Source organism: Streptomyces sp. NPDC048506, from assembly GCF_040651315.1.
GTDB lineage: Bacteria > Actinomycetota > Actinomycetes > Streptomycetales > Streptomycetaceae > Streptomyces.
Genome location: NZ_JBEZIX010000001.1, coordinates 88,710 through 108,360 on the forward strand (window position 1 = coordinate 88,710; position 19,651 = coordinate 108,360).

The following is a 19,651-nucleotide window of genomic DNA, read 5'->3' on the forward strand; positions in this document are numbered from 1 at the left end:
TAATGCCGTGGCCGGGTGCGACTCACCGCACGCCCGACATGTGCCCCTCGTCCTGACCTGGCGCGCTACTGCCGCACGAAACGGGTCACGAACTGGTCCGTGGGAGCAGGGGTTCGAACTCGTTCCAGCGGCTGATCTCACACCCGTTGGTCCGCTTGAAGTCGGCACTGACGGGCCGCCCCGCCCACGTCCCGGTCACATGTGCCGTGGCCGGGCCGCCGTACATCATCGTGCACTGCGCGCGCTGCGGTACGGGGGCGAACGGGTCTTTGCCCCACTTCGTCATGTGGTCCAGCTTGTCGCAGGCGCGCCGCGCGTCGTGGTGGGTGCTGCCGCTGCCGGGGTGGCAGTACAGCTCGAAGGTGCCGTCGGTGCGCTCCGCGCCGGACTGCCGGACGGTGACGGTGAGGTGGTCGACGGGGGCGCGCCGGTAGAGCATGTCGTGGTGCGTGGGGGCCTGCGGGTAGAGCACGTCGTGGTGGACGGGCACGAGCGGGTAGAGCACGTCGTGATGGATCCCCGCAAGGACATCACCGATCAAACCATCCCCATCCCCCACGCTCCCCTGACCCCCCACACTCCCGACACTGCCCTCGCCCATCCCCTTCCCCTCACTCATCCCCTCACCCTTCCCCTTCCTCTCGCCCTTCCCCTTCCTGCCCGGGGCGTCGGGCGTGGCACGCGTGCCGTGGTCGCCGCCGCCGCCCACGCCATGGCGGGCGGGCATCGGCTGGCCGACGCGTCCGTGGTGGCCCGCGCCGGTCACCCCGCCCTCGGACGCGCGGTGCGGCAGCGGAATCGGGGCGGCCGATGCGACGGGCGCCGCCAGGGCGGCCAGCGCGGCGGCGGCAGCGGCGGTGGCGACGACGAGGTGCGAGGTCCGGCGGGGCGTCGGGAGGTGCGGCATCACAGACTCCAGAGAGGCGAGTGCGGGGCGGTACGCGGTACGTACGCGCCGGGGGCGCACGACACGAAGGTCGCCACGGCCCCACACTCCTAACGCGCCGCCGCCCCCGACGTTGCGCCGCAGGAACGTCTTTGCCGGGTGGGCCGCACGCCTAGTACCGTAGGGGGCGATTGGTACCAGCCCTTGTAGCTGTGCCATCATCTGGACACACCACAGCGTGCATGCGCGCGTGGGGTGCGTGGAGGCGTCGCCTAGTCCGGTCTATGGCGCCGCACTGCTAATGCGGTTTGGGGCTTACCCCCCATCGAGGGTTCAAATCCCTCCGCCTCCGCTCCCTTTCGTTCAGGCCCCGGTCCTCCCGGCCGGGGCCTGAACGCTTCCCGGACACTCCCCGGACGCCCTCCGGCCCCTCGCCGCAGACGATCTCCCCGGCTCCCCGGCCCCCGGACTCCCCGCCGCACAAGCTCTCGATCGAGGCGACTCCTCCCGGGCCCCCCTTGGCTCCTCCTGAGACCCCTGGCGCCTCCTGGCACCTCCCGGGATCTCTGGCTCCTCCCGGGACCCTGCCATTCAGCGATTCAGTGATTCAGTGATCCGGCAATTCAACGATCCGGCGATTCCCGATCTTCGAGTCCCGCCCGACGCCCGGTAGCGCCAGCGCCCACAGGGCTCGGGCTCGGGCTCGGGCTCGGGCTTGGGCTCGGGCTTGGGAAGGAAGGCCCGGCAAGTGCCTCCAGGGAATCTTCGAGGAGGCCTCCCGGCGCAAGCACCCCCAGGAAGATCCACAGGGCGCCCCACCGACAGGTCCGCACCGTCCGGAGCCCCCGCACCGTTCCCGGCCGACGCCCCCAGACCACACCCGGCAACGTGCAACGCGACGGCCGACGCCCCGGCCCGCCTCGAAGACGACTACACCCGCCCGAACTTCGTCCAGATCGTCGAGGCCGCCCCCTGGCCCGAACGACCCCCCGCCCTCACCTCAACCGCATTTCCGCAGGTCAGAGCCGCTATGGGGAATGGATTTCGCCTCACGGCGCAGGTCATGTAATGTTGTTCCCGCAACGCCGACCGGCAAGAAAAACCGCCGGAAAGCCAAGCGCTCGTAGCTTAACGGATAGAGCATCTGACTACGGATCAGAAGGTTGCAGGTTCGAATCCTGCCGAGCGCACCGCAGGTCGAAGCCCCCTCCGGGATCTCCCGGAGGGGGCTTCGTCGTGCCGTACAGCAGCGAAGCACAGCATCCGGGTCAGCCGGTGCCGCTCATCGCCTCGGAGAGCTGGCCCAGGGCCGAGCGCACCTCTTCCTCGCTCGCCTCGCCTCGGCGTAGAGCTCCATCGTCATCGCGATCTGCGAGTGCCGCAGGATGCGGTGAGCCACCTTGGGGTGGACCTTCAGGGTGACCAGGAGCCGGGCCGCTCCGTCGGCCTTCGCCTTCGGCAGAGCCTTCGCCAGACTGGCGCCGTGTCCTTACTCAACAGCCCGACTATGGTCGCGGCGGTTACGGCGGCGTCCACGTTGGTGGCATCGGCGCTCACTGGCTGGATCACTCTTCGCGCGCAACGACGACAGCTTGGCCAACAGGCTGCCTTAGCGGCTGAGGAGCGTGCTGAGCAGCTGAAGGAGAGCCGCAGAGAAGAGCGGAAGGCTGCGTACTCCGAGTTCATAACCCAGGCGGTGCGAACGGCCGACTCCAGCTTGGCGATGTGTCGAGCAGACGCCGGCGATCCCGCTGTATTCGAGCGGGTTCGAGCGGAAGCCAGGGCGCATCTTGCGGAACTGTGGCCGATGCTTGCGTTGGTCAACATCCTCGGCCCGGAGGACATCGCGGCGTTGGCGGACCGGGTGCCACACGCCCTTCAGCGCGAGATGAGGGCTGCGGAGCGACATCCGGGCGGGCCACTCTCGGCCATCTCCGACCACTCAGACGCGCGCCAACAGGCCCAGCGAGCCTTCGCATCTGCGGTGCGAGCCTTGATGGAAGGAGTCTCGACACCGCCGCCTGCCCAGGTGTGACCGAGGGGCGCCCGGCCGTCACTGGGCTGTGCGGGGGTGCACGATGACGACCAACGCTGACAACCACCGAGGTTGTGCGTCCCGAGATCGTGCTGCGGTTTCACAGCTTGTGTCTCGTGAAGCCCGTCCATGACAACGACTGGTACATGGGCAGCCTGAACGATGACGGATCGATTGACTGCTGGAGTGCCTATGACGATCTATATGAAGCGCTGCGTGGACTGTAGCGGGCACGACCCGATCTCCTCTGGTGGCGGGAGGATCGAGCTGTACAGCAGCGAAGTGCAGCAACCGCGGTGACCGCAGTCGATCGCCGACGTCCACGGGGCCGCTGACGACCAGCCGAACAGACCTCAGCAACCGTCCCGCCGGTAGTTCGCAACGAGGGGGTCGGCTGAGGGGCGCCAGACGTATCGTGAGGCCGTGCGCAATGAGAGACACGATGAGCCGCTGTCCAGTGAGGAACTGGAGTTGTTCCTGCAGTACCTTCACCGTTTCGCCCGGCACGACGTGGATCTGTTCACCCTCATGGAAGTCGGCGACCCCACCGACCCTCGCTATATGGCGTTGACCAGCGAGCCCGCACCCGGCGTTGACCGCTCTGCATACTGCCGTCCCTGAGTATGCGTTCGGCTGGGAAGTGACATCCACGGCTGACATCAACACTGGCGAACCGCGGTAGCCCTCGGTGGTCCAGGGCGGCATCGAGGGCTCCTTGCGGAACCGTCGTTCGGGAATTCTGATCGAACTTGTAAGGCGGTGGTCGATCTGCGGCCAGGCGCAGCCGATCTCAGACCCGGGCGTTGAGCGTCATGAACGAGCGCCGCTCGATGAAGCGGTGGAAGGCCGGCTGCACGGCGCCATTCACCAGATCGGCGCCGCACATGTACAGCTCGGGCCGGTTGGACAGCAGCTCGAAGTCCCGCATGGCGTCCTCGAAGCGGCACAGCACTCCCGGCTCTGTAGCCGAGTCCATGACGAGGACATGGGTGTGCGAGGCCAGGGGCGTCTGCCGAGCCCATGTCACGACCTCGTCATCCGAGACGCCGTTCAGGGCGAGTGAGCGGTGCGGCAGGGTTCGCCAGTCGATCCCGCTGCCTGTCCACGGGAGCGCGCTGAGGTACGCATCGAACTGGGCAGACAGGAGCACGGGCTGCGGGGCCGCACCGTGTTCCTGGAGCCACGTTCCGATCTGGTCTAGGCGCATGGTCAAGAGGCTATGCCAACCGAATCGCATCGCATCTTGGCCTCTGTTGCCGGACCCTCATCGGATGTGAGAGCTGTCAACGCGGACGCCGGTTTCCGTTACGTGGCCGGGGGCGGTGGTCCGTCCGGTGGCCGTGATCGAGGACTACTGGCGGCGCGAAGACCAGAACGGCGACGACCAGCACGGCGACGAAATCTTGCGGCCAGTAGTAGTAGGGCAACACCGCTATGCCGTAAGGCAATTGGGCGACAGCAGGTCGAGGCCCCTCAAGTGTGCGGAGGCGGTCCGGTGGGCAATCCGGGGCCGGGAGCATGGTGACGGGGATGGTAGCGAAGGCGCTGATCACTTGACGGCAACGCTGACCAGAAGCCCGTTCGAGATCGAACGGGCTTCTGGCGTTCTCTGGAGTCGAGTCGGTCGCGTTCTTCGATCTTGAAGGGCGGAAGGCTGCGAGGCGGCGGAAGGCTGTGAGGTCCCGGCGGGCCGCCCTCTTGCGACATCGCATGGCGCTGAACGGCGTCACATGGTGTCGGATGGCGTCACATGCCGTCGGGTGGCATCGGATGGTGTCCGGTGGTGCGGCTTGGTGCCATCTGGTGTCGTCTGGCGCCGCCCGGTGCTGCCCGGTGCCATTGCGCGTCCCCGAGGGTAAATGGGCGTGGATGGCGCTGTGGTGAAGCGGGTTGGCCCCTTCGTCTTTTGCCAGCTCAGGGCGGTCGCCCTTAAGTGCGCCCGGCGTGAGGCGCCACCTGGGCTTGCCTGTGGTGCCATGGTGGTGCCATGATGACGTCATGGACCTCACTCCGTACGTCGACACCCTGCGTCGCGAACTCGCGGTGGCCGCCGAGGCCGGCGGGGAAGACGCCCGAGAGCTGGTGGAGCGGCTCACTGCTCCTTTGGAGTCGGCGACCCGCCTGACCATGCTCGATGTGCTCTCCGCCGCGATGGGCGAGATCACCCGCGAGCTCGCCCCCGGCTCGGTCGACGTACGGCTGCGCGGGATGGACCCCGACTTCGTGGTGACGCTGCCGTCCGGTGACCGCGGCCACCGGGAAGCGACTGCCGGACCCGCTGAACCGCTCGCAGTGCCGCTCGCGGTGCCGCTTCCCGCGGACGGCGACGACGGTGGCACCGCCCGCGTCAATCTGCGACTGCCGGCCCACCTCAAGGCGCGCGCCGAGGAGGCCGCGAACCGCGAGGGCCTGTCGGTCAACGCGTGGCTGGTGCGCGCCGTGTCGGCCGCGGTCGGCGGCGGCCCGCGGCCGCGTACGACGGGGAAGGCCCACACCGTCGGACAGAACTTCACGGGCTGGGTGCGCTAGCCGCGCCCGAGCCTGCCCCACTTCACCCACACCACGTCCCCGTCGGCGGGGACGACCATGAGACCCAAGAGGACGGGACAGCCATGCCTTCTTTCGACACTCCCGAGCCGATCTCCACCACCGTGCACGTGGAGGCCGGATCCATCCAGTTCACCGCGGGCGACCGTCTCGACACGGTCGTCGAGGTGCGGCCCCGCGACCCGAAGTCGGAGCGGGACGTGCGGTCGGCCGAGCAGACCGAGGTCACGTACGCAAGCGGCACCCTGACCGTCCGGACCCCCCGCATGCGCAATACGCTTCGCCGCCCCGGCACCGTCGATGTGACGGTCGAACTGCCCACGGGCTCGCGCGTCGACATGACCGGTGCCTGGGCCCAGGTGCTCGGCGAGGGCCGGCTCGGCGAGGTCCGCGTGAAGACCTCCGCGGGCGATGTGCGCCTGGACGCGACCGGACCGCTGCATCTGACCGCGTCACACGGCTCGATCACCGTGGACCGGGTCGAGGGCACGGCCGAGATCACCACCAGCACCGGCAGCCTGCGCGTCGGCCGCATCGACGGACCCGCGACCCTGAAGAACTCGCACGGCACCACGACCGTCGCCGCCGCGACCGGGGAGTTGCAGGTGAGGAACGCCAACGGCGACATCGACATCGTGCGCGCCGAGGGCTCGGTCACCGCGACCACCGCGCACGGCACCATACGCGTGGCCGAAGTGGCCCGCGGCACCGTCCAGTTGGAGACCAACTACGGGCCCATCGAGGTCGGTATCCGCGAGGGCACGGCCGCCTGGCTCGACGTCAGCTCGCGCTCCGGGCAGGTGCGCAACATGCTCACCGCGTCCGATTCCCCGGAGCAGGCCGAGGACACCGTCGAGGTCCGCGCCCACACCCGGTTCGGCAACATCGACGTGCTCCGCGCCAAGCCCTGAGCCCCCCCGCGCCCGCACTATCTTCAACTCTCCTCATTCTCCTGCTATTTCATTTCCCCCTTCGAACGGGATGGCCCCATGGCCTTCTCTGTCATGCCCACGTCCAGGCGGCGCGGTCCGTAGTCACCCGCCGCCGTCCGGCCGCAAGAACCGTTACGAAAGGAAACCCGATGAGTGAAACGGTTCCCGTCCCGCACGGCCTCCCGATGGAGCGCGATACGAGCCCCTTCGACCCGCCCAGCCGGATGACCCGGCTGCGCGAGGCCCGCCCGGTCAGCCCCCTGGTCTTCCCCGACGGTCACGAGGGCTGGCTCGTCACCGGCTACGACGAGGTCCGCCGGCTCCTGGCCGACACCCGGTTCAGCTCCCGCCAGGACATCGGCGTTCTCCACCTGCCGTACGAGACCCCCGGCATGCCCGCCATGACCGAACCGTCCCCGCAGGTGCCGGGCTTGTTCGTCGCCATGGACCCGCCGGACCACACCCGGCTGCGGCGCAAGCTCACCGGCGCCTTCACCGTCAAGCGCATGAAGATGCTCGAAGAGCACATCACCGACATCGTCGAGCGACAACTGGACGAGATGGCGCGCCTCGCCCCGCCGGTCGACCTGGTCAAGGAGTTCGCGCTGCCGGTGCCCTCGCTGGTGATCTGCGAGCTGCTCGGCGTCCCCTACGAGGAGCGGGAGAACTTCCAGACCAACTCCGCCAAGTTCATGCTCAAGGACGTGTCGCTCGACGAGAAGATGGCCGCGTACGGCGCCATGACCGCGTACCTCGCCGAACTGGTCACACGCAAACGCGCCGCGCCCGGCGAGGACATCCTGTCCGACCTGGCCTGCGATGACGACCTCACCATCGAGGAGCTGACCGGCATCGCCTTCCTGCTGCTGCTCGCGGGCCATGAGACCACCGCCAACATGCTGGCACTGGGCACCTTCGCGCTCCTTGTGCACCCCGAGCAGCTGGCCGAACTGCGCGCCAACCCGGACCTGCTGCCCGATGCCGTCGAGGAACTCATGCGCTACCTGTCCGTCGGCGACATCTTCTACCGCTACGCCACCGAGGACCTCGAACTCGGCGGTCGAACGATCGGCAAGGGATCGACCGTCGTCGTCGCGCTGCTGGCCGCCAACCACGACCCCCGGCGCTTCGACGACCCCGACACCCTGGACGTCCACCGCAAGGCCCGCGGTCACCTGTCCTTCGGTCACGGCATCCACCAGTGCCTCGGCCAGCAACTGGCCCGCATCGAGATGCGCGCCGGTTTCGCCGGACTGCTGAGTCGCTTCCCGACCCTCGAGCTCGCCGTCCCCGCCGGCGAGGTGAGGCTCAGGACCGACATGAACATCTACGGCGTCCACGAACTGCCGGTCACCTGGACGGAAACGGCCCGGTAGAAGGGTTGGGGTGAAGCGTTGGGGCGAAGCCCCCTTCGGGATCTTTGGGAGGGGGTTTTGTCCTGATTGTGGGGTGGCGGGGATGGTGGGGGTGGTGGGATCGGCGGGGTGGTGAGTGGTGCGCGGGGGTGGTGCGCGGGGGGTGAGGAGAGGGGGTGAGGTGAGGGGGGCGGGAGAAACGATTAGGCGTGGGGGTGGGATTCGCGTAGTGTTGGGGAAACCGACGCGGGGTGGAGCAGCTCGGTAGCTCGCTGGGCTCATAACCCAGAGGTCGCAGGTTCAAATCCTGTCCCCGCTACTGATGCCGTAGGCCCAGTGGACTGATGTCCGCTGGGCCTACGGCTTTTTGCGTTGTGTGGGCGGCTCGTCGGGGTGGTCAGTCGTGGACGGGGGGTGGCTGCGAGGCGTAGTGGGCGGCGGGGCCGGTGGGGGCCGGGGGGAGGTGTGGGTGGAGGAGCAGGTCGTCGTCGTAGTCGCCGGTGTTCTGGTGGCGGAAGGCGAGCGGGGCGGTGGTGGGGAGGGTGCGGAGGCGGTCGCCCAGGCGGGCGGTGGCGGTTTCGTAGGCGGTGGGGGTGGTGCGGTCCGCAGCCGGGATGAGGAGGGGCGGGACGACGGAGATCCCGGTGTACCAGAGAGTGCCGTGCTGGAGAGGGAAGAGGAGGTCGTTGAGGTCGCCGTTGACGCCCCGCGGGCCGAGGGTCGAGGCGCGGGCGCCGGCGGTGGTGATGACCATGGCGCGCTTGCCGACCAGTCTGCCGTCGCCGTAGCGCCGGAGGCGTCCGGTGGCGGGGTCGGTGAGGCCGAAGGCGAAGCCCCGGACGAAGACGCGGTCGAACCAGCCTTTGAGGATGGCCGGCATTCCGTACCACCACAGGGGGAACTGGATGATCAGGGTGTCCGCCCAGGTGACCTTCTCCTGTTCGGAGACGATGTCGGGGCTCAAGTGGCCTTCCGTATAGGCGCGTTCGGAGGTTGGGCCCACGAGGAAGCGGTCGGTCGGGTCGTGGTCGTAGTCGGCGGCGTCGACCACCGGGTTCCACTTCATGGCGTAGAGGTCGGAGACGCGGTGCTGGTGGCCGTGGGCTTCGAGGGTGCGCAGTCCATGGGACATGAGGGCGCCGCTCAAGGAGCGCTGGTCGGGGTGGGCGAACAGCCAGAGGACCTTCATGGAGTCCACTGTCCGGGGTGGGCGGGGACGCGGACGAGTGGCCGGATGGTCATGATGTGCAAGGATCGGGCCATGAGGAGGGGGAGGAGAGAGGGAGGAGTGATTGGCGTGGCTGGGGCTGTGTGGGCTTCCGGGGGGCCGGGGCGGCGGCATCGGGTGGCGGTGCTGGTGCGGGACGGGATGCTGCCGATCGAGGTGGGCATCGTGCACCGGATCTTCGGGGAGGCCAGGTCGGCGAGCGGGGAGCGGCTGTACGAGCTGGTGACCTGCGCACTGGAGCCCGGTGAGGTGCGTACGGATACCGATTTCACGGTGAATGTGGCGCACGGACCGGAGGCGCTGGAGGAGGCCGACACCGTGGTCGTGCCGGCGTCGGGCAGCGACTACGCCCTGGGGGAGGAGCGGTGCGCCGGGCGGCTGGGCGCGGGGATGGCCGAGGCGCTGGGGCGGATCCGGCCGGGGGCGCGGATCGCGTCGATCTGCACCGGAGCGTTCGTGCTGGCCGCGGCCGGGCTGCTGGAGGGGCGGCGGGCCACCACGCACTGGCGGTCGGTGGACGACTTCCGACGGCTGTTCCCGACGGTCGAGCTGGACGCGGACGTGCTGTACACGGACGAGGGGGACGTGCTGACGGCGGCCGGGGTCGCGTCCGGCATCGACCTGTGTCTGCACATGGTCCGGTGCGACTACGGGGCGGCCGTCGCCAATGACGTGGCCCGGAGGACCGTCGTGCCGCCGCACCGGGAGGGCGGGCAGGCGCAGTACATCCGGCGGCCGATGCCGGAGCCCCAGGTGTCCTCCACGGGGACCGCGCGGGCCTGGGCGCTGGAACACCTGGACCGGCCGCTGACCCTGCGGGAGCTGGCGGCGCGGGAGTCGATGAGCGTACGGACCTTCACCCGGCGGTTCCGGGAGGAGGTCGGGGTGTCGCCGTTGCAGTGGTTGACCCAGCAACGGATCGAACGTGCCCGGCAGTTGCTGGAGGAGACGGAGCTGACGGTGGACCGGGTCGCGGCGGAGGCGGGCTTCGGGACGGCGGCCTCGTTGCGGGCGCATCTCCAGACGACGCTGGGGGTGTCGCCGCGGGCCTATCGGAGCACGTTCCGGGGCGTTGGGGACGGGCGGGAGAGCGCCGGGGGTGAGGTGGTGGCCTGAGGCGGCGGCCTGAGGTGGTGGCCTGAGGTGGTGGCCTGAGGGGGGAGCGTGGTGGCGTTGGGTGAGGCGCTGTCGGCTGGGACGGGCGCTCGGCCGGGGCGTTGTCAGTGGGTGGTCGTACGCTGGCGATGTGTGGCGATGTACGGGGCCGCGCTGGTCGGGCAGCGGGTCCGGAGCAGGGGCGAAGTCGGTGCCGGGGCCGGAGCAGCGGTTCGGGCAGCGACTCGGCTGGTACTGCGCCGAGCGCCGTGAGGAGCGGGTCAGCATGCTGCCCCCGGGCAAGCGGCTGGCGTTCGCGGCGCAGGGGGAGCGGCGTTGCCTGGGCGTGTGGCGGGCCGGCCGGTGGATCGCGTGTCCGTATGCGGCGGTGCTCGACGGGGCGAGTGCCAAGGACCAGTGCGCGCGCTGCGCCCAGCTGGATCGGTCGCGTTCGGTGGCTGCCGACACGATGGCCGACGACCCCCGCCCGTACGGCGTCTACCTCGCGTACTTCGGGCCCGGTCTGCTCAAGGTGGGGATCACGGCCGTCGCGCGTGGGCCGGCGCGTCTCGTGGAGCAGGGGGCGGTGGCGTACGCGTGGCTGGGGCGGGGGCCCTTGATGGCGGCGCGGCGGGCGGAGGCGCTGCTGGGGAGTGCGCTGGCGGTGCCCGATCGGTTCGCGAAGGCGGCGAAGCGGGCGGCCCGCGGGGCGCTGCCGCCGGTGCCGAAGCGGGTCGCCGAGCTCGCCCAACTGCACGCCGAGGCACGGAGGTTGGCGGGCTGGCCGGAGACATTGGAGCCGGTGGAGTTCGCCTGTACGGACCATACGGAGCTGTTCGGGCTCGACCGCATTCCGGGCGAGGTGGCCGAACTGGGCGGGATGACGGCGGGCGCGGAGATCGTGGGGGAGGTGCTGACCGGAGTGGGGGCGGACGTGTATCTCCGGCTCGCCGGGGCGGCGGACGCGGGTGGGGAAGAGCGCTACGCGGCCGAGGGAGAAGAGGGGGCGGCCGGATGGAGGGCCGGGGCCGGGGCGGCGGGGGCTGCCGGGCGAAGGGCCGGGACGGGGGTGGCGGGGGCTGCCGGCGGGGTGGTTGCGGTGCTGGATGCGCGGATGTTGTCGGGGTGGGTGCTGGGGGCGGCGTCGGGGCGGACGACGACGGTTCCGGTGCGGGCGGCGGCCGCCGGCTTCCTCCAGGGCGGGGGCGAGGAAGGGCGGCAGGAGGGGTTGTTCTGAGGTGATGCGGGGGCGTTTGATGCTGTGGGCAGGTGGCTGTCCGGCCGGCGTGGCCTGCGGGTGATCGGATCCATGGTGAGGGGGAGGGCCCGGGGTGGCGGAAGGTGATGCGCAGGTCGAGGCGTTCTGGCGGGAGTTGGGGCTCCCCGGGTTGATCGATGTGCACACGCACTTCATGCCCGAGCGGGTGATGGCGAAGGTCTGGGCGTACTTCGACGCGGCCGGGCCGCTGGTGGGCCGGGTGTGGCCGATCGCGTACCGCTTCGAGGAGGACGAGCGGCTGGCGGTCCTGCGCGGCTTCGGCGTGCGGGCGTTCACGTCGATGATCTATCCGCACAAGCCGGGGATGGCGCAGTGGCTGAACGGCTGGGCGGCCGACTTCGCGGCCCGTACGCCGGACTGTCTGCGGACCGCGACCTTCTACCCGGAGGACGGGGCGGCGGCGTACGTACGGGACGAACTGGCCGGCGGAGCACGGGTGTTCAAGGCGCATATGCAGGTGGGTGCCTATGACCCGGCCGATGTGCTGCTCGAACCGGTGTGGGGTGCCCTCGCGGAGGCTGGTGTGCCGGTGGTCGCCCACTGCGGGTCGGGGCCCGTGCCCGGGAAGCACACCGGGCCCGAGCCCATCGCACGGGTGCTGGCCCGACACCCCCGACTGCGGCTGATCGTCGCGCACATGGGCACGCCGGAGTACGCCGACTTCCTGGACCTCGCCCAGCGCTATCCAGGTGTGCACCTCGATACGACGATGGCCTTCACGGACTTCGTCGAGCGTGCCGCGCCGTTCCCGCGGGCGGAGCGCGGCCGGCTCGCGGACCTCGGCGACCGGGTGTTGTTCGGCAGTGACTTCCCCAACATCCCCTATGGCTACGCCCATGCGCTGGAGGTGCTGGCGGGGTTGGGGATGGGGGAGGAGTGGCTGCGGGGCGTCTGTTACGGGAACGCGGCGCGGTTGTTCGGGGTGAGTTCAGGGTGAGTTCGGGGTGAGGGTGTGACGCGGTCGCTGGACCGCCCGGACCTACCGGGTCTCTGAGGCCTCAGGGGCTTCAGGGGCTTCGGAGATGGTCGGGGCGGGGGCCGCAGTGACGGCTGCTGCTGCGGTTGCGGCTGCGGCTGTGTCCAAGTGAGCCATGGCCGCGCGCAGGTCGGCGAGGGTCGGTTCGTCCTTGACGCGTTCCGTGGTGGGGTCGATCTTCGGGCCGATGGCGGGGATTTCGAGGCAGGCGGCCGTGACGACGTCGCCGGTCATCATGTGCAGGGTCTCGCGGAGCTGGGCGTTGGCGTGGTCGCCGCCGGTGGGGAACGGGGAGGCGGTGATCACCGCAACCGGCTTGTCGACGCATTCGCCGCTGCTGACCAACCAGTCGAGTGCGTTCTTGAGGACGCCGGGAACGCCGTGCGCGTACTCGGGGCTGACGAGGAGCAGCGCATCGGCCGCCGCAACGGCCGTACGCAGGGCGGCGACCGGGGCGGGGGGCGTGGCGTCCGCACCGTCCAGGTCGGGGTTGAAGTGGGGGAGCGCACCGATGTCCGCGGTGCCGGCCGGCCCGTCCCAGAGGGAGAGGGCGGAACGGAGCACCGCACCGTTGGAGGACCGGGCCCGCAGACTGCCGGAGAGGGCGAGGAGTCTCATGGGATGACGGTACGGGTGGGGTGACGGTACGGGGGAGGGGGAGGGGAGGTTGCGGGGAGGCCGAGGGCTCTTGGGGGCAGAAGTGCAGGTCAGGGCGATTGTCAGTGGTGGGTGCCATGCTTGAGGAGTTGTGATCGACCTGGACCGCGCGGGGGGCGGCCCAGGTCGATCGTGGGCGGAAGCGGGCGGAGAGCGAGGGGGGATTCTCGGGGGCCAGAGGGGGTTCAGGAGCCGGAGGGGGAGTCAAGGACCGAGGGGGCTCGGGAGTCAGAGGGGGACCGAGGAGCTGAGGGGGCTCGGGGAGCCAGAGGGGGAGGCAGCGGGAATCACGGGGAATTCTCAGGAGATTCACAGAAAGACGAAAGAGAGCTTTCACGGGGGCGAGCCAGGCTCCGCGCATGACCGTGACTTCGTCGTCCTCAGCATCCTTTCGTGCGTCGGATTCGGCCTCGTCCTCCAGGGGCGCGCCGGTGAGGCAGCCGGAGCAGCTGCTGCGGCCCGACGGCAGCCCCGTGCGGGTGCTGGTCGTGGACGACGAGTCCTCGCTCGCCGATCTGCTGTCGCTCGCGCTGCGATACGAGGGCTGGGACATCCGCTCGGAGGGGGACGGCGCGGGCGCGCTGCGGTGTGCCCGTAGCTGGCGGCCGGATGCGGTGCTGCTGGACGTCATGCTCCCGGACATGGACGGGCTGACGGTGCTCGGGCGACTGCGGCGTGAGCAGCCGGATGTGCCGGTGCTGTTCCTGACCGCCAAGGACGCGGTCGAGGACCGGATCGCCGGGCTGACGGCGGGGGGCGACGACTACGTCACCAAGCCGTTCAGCCTGGAGGAGGTGGTTGCCAGGTTGCGGGGGCTGCTGCGCCGGGCCGGGGCGGCGGCCGCACGGAGCGAGTCGCGGCTGACGGTGGGCGATCTGGTGCTCGACGAGGACAGCCATGAGGTGTGGCGGGACGGCCAGGAGATTCATCTGACGGCCACCGAGTTCGAGCTGCTGCGCTATCTGATGCGTAATCCGCGGCGGGTGCTGAGCAAGACGCAGATCCTCGACCGGGTCTGGAGCTATGACTTCGGCGGCCAGGCGAACGTCGTGGAGCTGTACATCTCGTATCTGCGGCGGAAGATCGATGCGGGGCGGGCGCCGATGATCCATACCCGTCGGGGGGCGGGCTACCTGATCAAGCCGGGTGGGTAGGCGGTGACCACCAAACCCCGCCGTCGCTGGACGCTGCGGAGGCGGCTCGTGGTGTCGGCCGTGGCGCTGATCGCCGTCGTGGGGGCCGTCATCGGGGCCGTGGCGACGATTGCGCTGCATTCGTACATGCAGGGGCAGTTGGACCGGCGGCTGGGCCAGTCCGTCGACTGGGCGCAGATGCCACGGCCGCACGAGGGCCCGTTCCGCGGTGAGGGGCTGGAGTTCGTGGCCATGGGCGGTCAGCCCCTGGGGACGGTCGGGGCACGGATCGGGCCGGGCGGCACGATCGACGAAGGGGCGAAGCTGAGCAACTCCCTCAATCGGCTGCCCTTGGAGCGGTTGACGGCGTTGACCGGTGCGCAGGTCGCGGCGCTGGACGCGGTGCCGCGGGACGGTCGCCCACACAGTACGGAGCTGCCCGGGCTCGGCGACTACCGCGTGCAGTCCGCCAAGGACGGTTCGCTGGTGATGGGCCTGCGGCTCGACGACGTCCAGAACACGGTCGGCAGGCTGGTGGTCATCGAGGCGTGTCTGACCGTGGCCGGTCTGATCGCGGCCGGAATCGCCGGGTCCAGCATGGTCGGGATCGCCCTGCGCCCGCTGCGCCAGGTTGCCGCCACGGCCACCAGGGTCTCCGAACTCCCGCTCCACCAGGGCGAGGTGGCACTGCACCTGCGGGTGCCGGTGGCCGAGGCCGATGTGCATACGGAGGTGGGGCAGGTCGGGGCGGCGCTGAACCGGATGCTGGGGCATGTCGGGTCGGCGCTGTCGGCGCGCCAGGAGAGCGAGACGCGGGTGCGGCGGTTCGTCGCCGACGCCAGCCATGAGCTGCGTACGCCTCTGGCGTCGATCCGGGGCTATGCCGAGCTGACCCGGCGCGGCCGGGAGCAGCCGGGTCCGGAGACCCGGCACGCCCTGGGGCGGATCGAGGCGGAGGCGGAGCGGATGACGGGGCTGGTGGAGGACCTGTTGCTGCTCGCCCGGCTCGATTCCGGACGCCCGCTCTCGTACGAGAGCATTGATCTCTCGCCGTTGGTGGTGGACGCGGTGAGCGATGCGCGGGCGGCCGGGCCCGGTCACCGGTGGCGGCTGGAGCTGCCGGACGAGCCGGCGTTGGTGTACGGGGACGCGGAGCGACTGCACCAGGTCCTGGTGAATCTCCTGGCCAATGCCCGTACGCACACGCCGGAGGGGACGACGGTGACGGCGCGGGTGCGTACGACGGGACCCGCCCGCCGGGGTGGCCGCGGTAACCCTGACCACCCGGGTAACCCTGACCACCCCGGCAACCCTGGCCACCCCGGTAGCTCCGGTGACCGTGGTGCCGTACGGCTGGAGGTGCAGGACGATGGCCCCGGTATCCCGGCCGAGCTCCTCCCGCACGTCTTCGAGCGGTTCGCACGGGGCGACGCCTCGCGCTCGCGGGCCGCCGGCAGTACGGGGCTCGGGCTCGCCATCGTGCAGGCGGTGGTCGCGGCGCACGGCGGCACCGTAGCGGTCGACAGCGTGCCCGGGCGGAGGACGGTCTTCACGGTGACGCTCGATGCGTCGGAGGCGGCCCCGGAGACCCCCACCCCGCACCCCGACGCCACCCCGCACCCCGCCACCGACTCACAGGCCGGTCACAGGTTCAGCACACAGCCGTGACAGCGGGGTTGGCGAGTGTCGTCGGCATGATGACGACTCCGCCGCCCCGTGCGCCCGTGGGCTCCCTGCCACCGCGTGAGCACCTGCGTCTCGGCCAGATCGCGACCGTTCTCGATGTGGTCGTCCCCGTGTACAACGAGGAGGCCGATCTGGAGCCGTGCGTCCGGCGCCTGCACGAGCACCTCTCCCGGACCTTCCCCTACGGGTTCCGGATCACCATCGCCGACAACGCGAGCACGGACGGTACGCCGGAGGTCGCCGCCCGGCTCGACGACGAGATCGACGAGGTCACGGCCGTGCGGCTGGAGCAGAAGGGGCGCGGGCGGGCCCTGCGTACCGTGTGGTCGCTCTCCGAGGCGCCGGTGCTGGCCTATATGGACGTCGATCTGTCGACCGACCTCAACGCCTTGTTGCCGCTGGTCGCGCCGCTGATCTCAGGGCACTCGGACCTGGCGATCGGCTCCCGGCTCAGCCGCAGTGCGCGGGTGGTCCGCGGGCCGAAGCGGGAGTTCGTCTCGCGCACGTACAACCTCATCCTGCGGGGTTCGCTCGCCGCGCGCTTCTCCGATGCGCAGTGCGGTTTCAAGGCCATACGGGGGGACGTCGCCGAGCGGCTGCTCCCGATGGTCGAGGACAGCGGGTGGTTCTTCGACACCGAGATGCTGGTGCTCGCGGAGCGGGCCGGGCTGCGGATCCACGAGGTGCCGGTGGACTGGGTCGACGACCCGAACAGCACCGTGCACATCGTGCGGACGGCCGCCGACGACCTCAAGGGCGTCTGGCGGGTGGGACGGGCGCTGGCGACCGGTGCGTTGCCGCTGGACCGGCTCGCCCGGCCGTTCGGGGACGATCCGCGGGACCGCGAGCTGTCCGGGGTGCCGGGTGGGCTGGCCCGTCAGCTGGTCGGCTTCTGTGCCGTCGGCGCCCTGAGCACCCTGCTCTACCTCGCCCTCTACTCCCTCTTCCGGCTCGGCATCGGCCCCCAACTGGCCAATGCGGCGGCGCTGTTGCTGTCGGCGCTGGGGAACACCGCCGCGAACCGACGGCTGACCTTCGGCGTCCGGGGACGGGACCGGGCGGTCCGCCATCAGGCGCAGGGGCTGGTGGTCTTCGCCATCGGACTGGTTCTGACCAGCGGTTCCCTCGCCGCCCTCGATGCCGCCAGCGGCAACCCTTCGCACGGCACCGAACTCGCGGTGCTGATCGCCGCCAATCTCGCGGCGACGGTGCTGCGGTTCCTGCTCTTCCGCGCCTGGGTGTTTCCCGACCGCGAGCGCCGGTCCGACGACGCCCCGCACCTGCACGACGTGAACGACTACTCCAGGAGCACTCGATGAACCCGCCACCGACGTCCGGCCAGCCGTCCGGACAGTCGCCCGGTCTGCCGTCCGGTCTGCCGTCCGGTCTGCCGTCCGATCAGCCGACCGGCCAGTCGTCCGGTCTGCCGTCCGGCCCGCACCCACGCTGGGCTCGGCCCGCACTACTGGCGTTGCTGCTGGTCACGGCCGTGCTCTACCTCTGGAGCCTGTCCGCTTCCGGGTACGCCAACCAGTTCTACTCGGCCGCCGTCCAGGCCGGCAGCGAGAGCTGGAAGGCCTTCTTCTTCGGCTCCTCCGACGCGGCGAACTCCATCACCGTCGACAAGCCGCCGGCCGCGCTGTGGCCGATGGCGCTCTCCGTACGGCTCTTCGGGCTCAACTCCTGGGCCGTCCTGGTGCCCGAGGCGCTGATGGGCGTGGCGACGGTCGGGGTGCTGTACGCGGCCGTACGGCGGCGGTTCGGGGCGGGCGCGGGGCTGCTCGCGGGCGGGGCGCTGGCGGTGACGCCGGTCGCGGCCCTGATGTTCCGCTTCAACAACCCCGATGCACTGCTGTGCCTGCTGATGGTCTGTGCGATCGCCGCCGTACTGCGCGCCCTTGAGGACGGCCGTACGAAGTGGCTGGTGCTGGCCGGGCTCTGCTTCGGGTTCGGATTCCTCACCAAGACGCTCCAGGCGTGGCTGATTCTGCCGGCGCTCGCCGTGGTCTACGCCTGCTGTGCGCCGGTCGCGCTGCGCAAGCGGTTCGGGCAGCTGCTGCTGGCCGGGCTGGCGATGGTGCTGTCCGGTGGCTGGTGGGTGGCGATCGTCGAACTGTGGCCGGCGTCCTCGCGCCCGTACATCGGCGGCTCGCAGCACAACAGCTTCCTGGAGCTGACGTTCGGCTACAACGGCCTGGGGCGGATCGACGGCAACGAGACCGGCAGCGTGGGCGGGGGCGGTCACCGTCCCGGTGGTGGCGGCGGTGGCTGGGGGGAGACCGGTATCACCCGGCTCTTCTCGTCGGACATGGGCGGACAGATCTCCTGGCTGCTGCCGGCCGCGCTGATCCTGCTGGTCGTGGCGGTGTGCGTGCTGTGGCGGGCCCGCCGGGCGATCGATGCCGAACGGGCCGGCCAGCGGGCGGAGTTCCTGGTGTGGGGCGGCGCGCTGCTGATGACCTTCACGATCTTCAGCTTCATGTCCGGGATCTTCCACCAGTACTACAACATCGCGCTGGCCCCGTACATCGCGGCGCTGGTGGGGATGGGGGCCGCGCTGCTGTGGCGGCGCGGCGGGCGGCTGGCGGCGATCGTGCTGGCCGTGACGGTCGCGGTGACCGCCGCCTGGTCGTATGTCCTGCTCGACCGCTCCCCGGACTGGCTGCCGTGGCTGCGCTGGACGGTGCCGGCGCTCGGGCTGCTGGCGGCGCTGGGACTGCTGCTGTCGCTGTCTCTGGGGGCGGGGGCACGGACGCGGGAAGGTGCGGTGGCAACGCCGGACCCGGCAGGGGCGCAGGAAGGTGCGGTGGCAACGCCGGACCTGGCAGGGGCGGGCCTGGCGGGGGCGGACCTGGCGGGCACGCAGGAGGGTGCGGAGTCGTCGTCCCGTGCAGGGGCTGCCACGGCGGCGGCACGGGAACGGTCCGGCCGTCGGGTCGCCGTGGTCGCGGCCGGGCTCGGGCTCGCGACCGCGCTGGCCGGGCCGGTGGCCTACACGCTCGACACGATCAATACGCCCAAGGGCGGTTCGATCATCACGGCCGGGCCGTCCGTGCGCGGTGGCATGGGTGGGCCCGGCGGCGGGCGGTTCCCGATGGGGCGGATGGCCGGCGCGTGGCGCGGCGCCAACGGCGCCGGGCCGGGAGGTGCGCCCGGTGGCCTGCCAGGCGGTGCAGCGGGCATCGGCCAGGGCGGTCGGGGAGGCCAGGGCGGCCAGTTCGGCAGGCAGGGCTTCCCCGGTGGCATCGGCGGGAGCCTCGGCGAGGCCGGCGGCCGGATGCGCGGTATGGGCGGCATCGGCGGTCTGCTCAACGGCCGTAGGGTGAGCGCCAAGGCGAAGGCGCTGTTGGAGAAGGACGCGGGCGACTACACCTGGGCCGCCGCGGCCGTCGGCTCCCAGAGCGCCGCGAGCTACCAACTCGCCACCGAGAAGCCGGTGATGGCCGTCGGCGGCTTCAACGGGAGCGACCCGTCGCCGACCCTCGCCCAGTTCAAGAAGTACGTCGCGGAGGGGAAGATCCACTACTTCATCGGCGACGAACGGCGCGGCCTCGACGGCCGTGGAGGTGCCGCCGGCCACGGAGGTCGCGCTGGTGGCGGGGGTCAGGGTGGCCGCGGGTGGCCGGGTGGCCGCGGCGGTCCGGGTGGCGCAAAGGGAACCTCGTCGGAGATCAGCTCCTGGGTGGAGAAGACCTTCAAGAAGGTCACCGTGGGCGACGCCACGTTCTACGACCTCACGCGGAAGGCGTAGCGGCGGTCGGTCGGCGGTTGGTCGGTCGGCGGTCGGTCGGTCGCCGGTCGCCCCGTCCAGCCGACCGACCTATAAAGAAATGTACGGCGTA

The 19,651-nt window shown here is 70.7% G+C and carries 15 protein-coding genes, 3 tRNA genes and 2 pseudogenes; 15 read left to right on the forward strand and 5 right to left on the reverse strand.

Features of this window, described 5'->3' with window-relative positions; all coding sequences use genetic code 11:
- Positions 1–85 precede the first annotated feature (85 nt).
- Positions 86–415: pseudogene (locus tag AB0C96_RS00330) on the reverse strand (SSI family serine proteinase inhibitor); the annotation flags it as partial.
- A gap of 732 nt (positions 416–1,147) precedes the next feature.
- On the opposite strand from AB0C96_RS00330, the gene AB0C96_RS00335 reads away from it, so the two are divergent.
- Together AB0C96_RS00335 and AB0C96_RS00340 are read left to right on the forward strand one after the other, a co-directional pair.
- Positions 1,148–1,238 (forward strand) — tRNA-Ser (locus AB0C96_RS00335).
- 765 nt (positions 1,239–2,003) lie between these two features.
- Positions 2,004–2,076, forward strand: a tRNA-Arg gene (locus AB0C96_RS00340).
- A 78-nt stretch (positions 2,077–2,154) separates the two neighbouring features.
- Here the strand turns inward: AB0C96_RS00340 and AB0C96_RS00345 are convergent.
- Positions 2,155–2,321 (reverse strand): annotated as a pseudogene (locus AB0C96_RS00345) (site-specific integrase); the annotation flags it as partial.
- Between the two features lie 48 nt (positions 2,322–2,369).
- Between AB0C96_RS00345 and AB0C96_RS00350 the strand changes: the two are divergent.
- Both AB0C96_RS00350 and AB0C96_RS00355 read left to right on the forward strand, forming a co-directional pair.
- Entirely contained in the window at positions 2,370–2,921 is a 552-nt protein-coding gene (locus tag AB0C96_RS00350; RefSeq protein ID WP_362912072.1) for a hypothetical protein, read from the forward strand.
- A gap of 423 nt (positions 2,922–3,344) precedes the next feature.
- Complete coding sequence (locus tag AB0C96_RS00355) at positions 3,345–3,542, forward strand: hypothetical protein (RefSeq protein WP_362912074.1); 198 nt, start codon at positions 3,345–3,347, stop codon at positions 3,540–3,542.
- A gap of 169 nt (positions 3,543–3,711) precedes the next feature.
- Here the strand turns inward: AB0C96_RS00355 and AB0C96_RS00360 are convergent, their stop codons facing one another.
- The gene (locus AB0C96_RS00360) at positions 3,712–4,128 is read right to left on the reverse strand and encodes a hypothetical protein (RefSeq protein ID WP_362912076.1); all 417 of its coding nucleotides are present in this window, start codon (positions 4,126–4,128) and stop codon (positions 3,712–3,714) included.
- 791 nt (positions 4,129–4,919) lie between these two features.
- Between AB0C96_RS00360 and AB0C96_RS00365 the strand changes: the two genes are divergently transcribed.
- The 4 genes from AB0C96_RS00365 to AB0C96_RS00380 all read left to right on the forward strand — a co-directional run bounded on the left by AB0C96_RS00365 (position 4,920) and on the right by AB0C96_RS00380 (position 8,074).
- Positions 4,920–5,450, forward strand: a complete 531-nt coding sequence (locus AB0C96_RS00365; protein WP_362912077.1) for a hypothetical protein — start codon at positions 4,920–4,922, stop codon at positions 5,448–5,450.
- Positions 5,451–5,533: 83 nt separating this feature from the next.
- On the forward strand, positions 5,534–6,379 hold the full coding sequence (locus tag AB0C96_RS00370) for a DUF4097 family beta strand repeat-containing protein (RefSeq protein WP_362912079.1): 846 nt from the start codon (positions 5,534–5,536) through the stop codon (positions 6,377–6,379).
- A 170-nt stretch (positions 6,380–6,549) separates the two neighbouring features.
- The gene (locus AB0C96_RS00375) at positions 6,550–7,776 is read left to right on the forward strand and encodes a cytochrome P450 (protein ID WP_362912081.1); all 1,227 of its coding nucleotides are present in this window, start codon (positions 6,550–6,552) and stop codon (positions 7,774–7,776) included.
- Between the two features lie 224 nt (positions 7,777–8,000).
- Positions 8,001–8,074 (forward strand) — tRNA-Met (locus AB0C96_RS00380).
- A gap of 78 nt (positions 8,075–8,152) precedes the next feature.
- Here the strand turns inward: AB0C96_RS00380 and AB0C96_RS00385 are convergent.
- Positions 8,153–8,944: an NAD(P)H-dependent oxidoreductase gene (locus AB0C96_RS00385; protein ID WP_362912083.1), complete on the reverse strand. Its 792-nt coding sequence runs from the start codon at positions 8,942–8,944 to the stop codon at positions 8,153–8,155.
- 108 nt (positions 8,945–9,052) lie between these two features.
- On the opposite strand from AB0C96_RS00385, the gene AB0C96_RS00390 reads away from it, so the two are divergent.
- The 3 genes from AB0C96_RS00390 to AB0C96_RS00400 all read left to right on the forward strand — a co-directional run bounded on the left by AB0C96_RS00390 (position 9,053) and on the right by AB0C96_RS00400 (position 12,294).
- A complete protein-coding gene (locus AB0C96_RS00390) occupies positions 9,053–10,099 on the forward strand; it encodes a helix-turn-helix domain-containing protein (RefSeq protein WP_362912085.1) in 1,047 nt (348 codons plus the stop codon).
- 130 nt (positions 10,100–10,229) lie between these two features.
- Entirely contained in the window at positions 10,230–11,315 is a 1,086-nt protein-coding gene (locus tag AB0C96_RS00395) for a DUF2797 domain-containing protein (protein WP_362912087.1), read from the forward strand.
- A 94-nt stretch (positions 11,316–11,409) separates the two neighbouring features.
- The gene (locus AB0C96_RS00400; RefSeq protein ID WP_362912089.1) at positions 11,410–12,294 is read left to right on the forward strand and encodes an amidohydrolase family protein; all 885 of its coding nucleotides are present in this window, start codon (positions 11,410–11,412) and stop codon (positions 12,292–12,294) included.
- A gap of 42 nt (positions 12,295–12,336) precedes the next feature.
- Here the strand turns inward: AB0C96_RS00400 and AB0C96_RS00405 are convergent, their stop codons facing one another.
- Entirely contained in the window at positions 12,337–12,951 is a 615-nt protein-coding gene (locus AB0C96_RS00405; protein ID WP_362912091.1) for an NAD(P)H-dependent oxidoreductase, read from the reverse strand.
- Between the two features lie 491 nt (positions 12,952–13,442).
- Here AB0C96_RS00405 and AB0C96_RS00410 point away from each other — a divergent pair, with 491 nt between their 5' ends.
- Genes AB0C96_RS00410 through AB0C96_RS00425 form a run of 4 tightly spaced genes read left to right on the forward strand, consistent with a single transcriptional unit; the run spans position 13,443 to position 19,560 of the window.
- Positions 13,443–14,144, forward strand: coding sequence for a response regulator transcription factor (locus tag AB0C96_RS00410; protein ID WP_362912431.1), 702 nt, complete (start codon positions 13,443–13,445; stop codon positions 14,142–14,144).
- 3 nt (positions 14,145–14,147) lie between these two features.
- Complete coding sequence (locus AB0C96_RS00415; protein WP_362912093.1) at positions 14,148–15,791, forward strand: HAMP domain-containing sensor histidine kinase; 1,644 nt, start codon at positions 14,148–14,150, stop codon at positions 15,789–15,791.
- A 26-nt stretch (positions 15,792–15,817) separates the two neighbouring features.
- The gene (locus AB0C96_RS00420) at positions 15,818–17,128 is read left to right on the forward strand and encodes a bifunctional glycosyltransferase family 2/GtrA family protein (protein ID WP_362912095.1); all 1,311 of its coding nucleotides are present in this window, start codon (positions 15,818–15,820) and stop codon (positions 17,126–17,128) included.
- Positions 17,125–19,560, forward strand: coding sequence for a glycosyltransferase family 39 protein (locus AB0C96_RS00425; protein ID WP_362912096.1), 2,436 nt, complete (start codon positions 17,125–17,127; stop codon positions 19,558–19,560). The genes AB0C96_RS00420 and AB0C96_RS00425 overlap by 4 nt, the downstream gene beginning before the upstream one ends.
- The last annotated feature ends 91 nt before the right edge of the window (positions 19,561–19,651 follow it).

Bases quoted from the DNA above. Each gene is read 5' to 3' on its own strand.
- AB0C96_RS00360 (WP_362912076.1), bottom strand. From the start codon at position 4,128: ATGCGCCTAGACCAGATCGGAACGTGGCTCCAGGAACACGGTGCGGCC.
- AB0C96_RS00365 (WP_362912077.1), top strand. From the start codon at position 4,920: ATGGACCTCACTCCGTACGTCGACACCCTGCGTCGCGAACTCGCGGTG.
- AB0C96_RS00370 (WP_362912079.1), top strand. From the start codon at position 5,534: ATGCCTTCTTTCGACACTCCCGAGCCGATCTCCACCACCGTGCACGTG.
- AB0C96_RS00375 (WP_362912081.1), top strand. From the start codon at position 6,550: ATGAGTGAAACGGTTCCCGTCCCGCACGGCCTCCCGATGGAGCGCGAT.
- AB0C96_RS00385 (WP_362912083.1), bottom strand. From the start codon at position 8,944: ATGAAGGTCCTCTGGCTGTTCGCCCACCCCGACCAGCGCTCCTTGAGC.
- AB0C96_RS00405 (WP_362912091.1), bottom strand. From the start codon at position 12,951: ATGAGACTCCTCGCCCTCTCCGGCAGTCTGCGGGCCCGGTCCTCCAAC.
- AB0C96_RS00420 (WP_362912095.1), top strand. From the start codon at position 15,818: ATGATGACGACTCCGCCGCCCCGTGCGCCCGTGGGCTCCCTGCCACCG.
- AB0C96_RS00425 (WP_362912096.1), top strand. From the start codon at position 17,125: ATGAACCCGCCACCGACGTCCGGCCAGCCGTCCGGACAGTCGCCCGGT.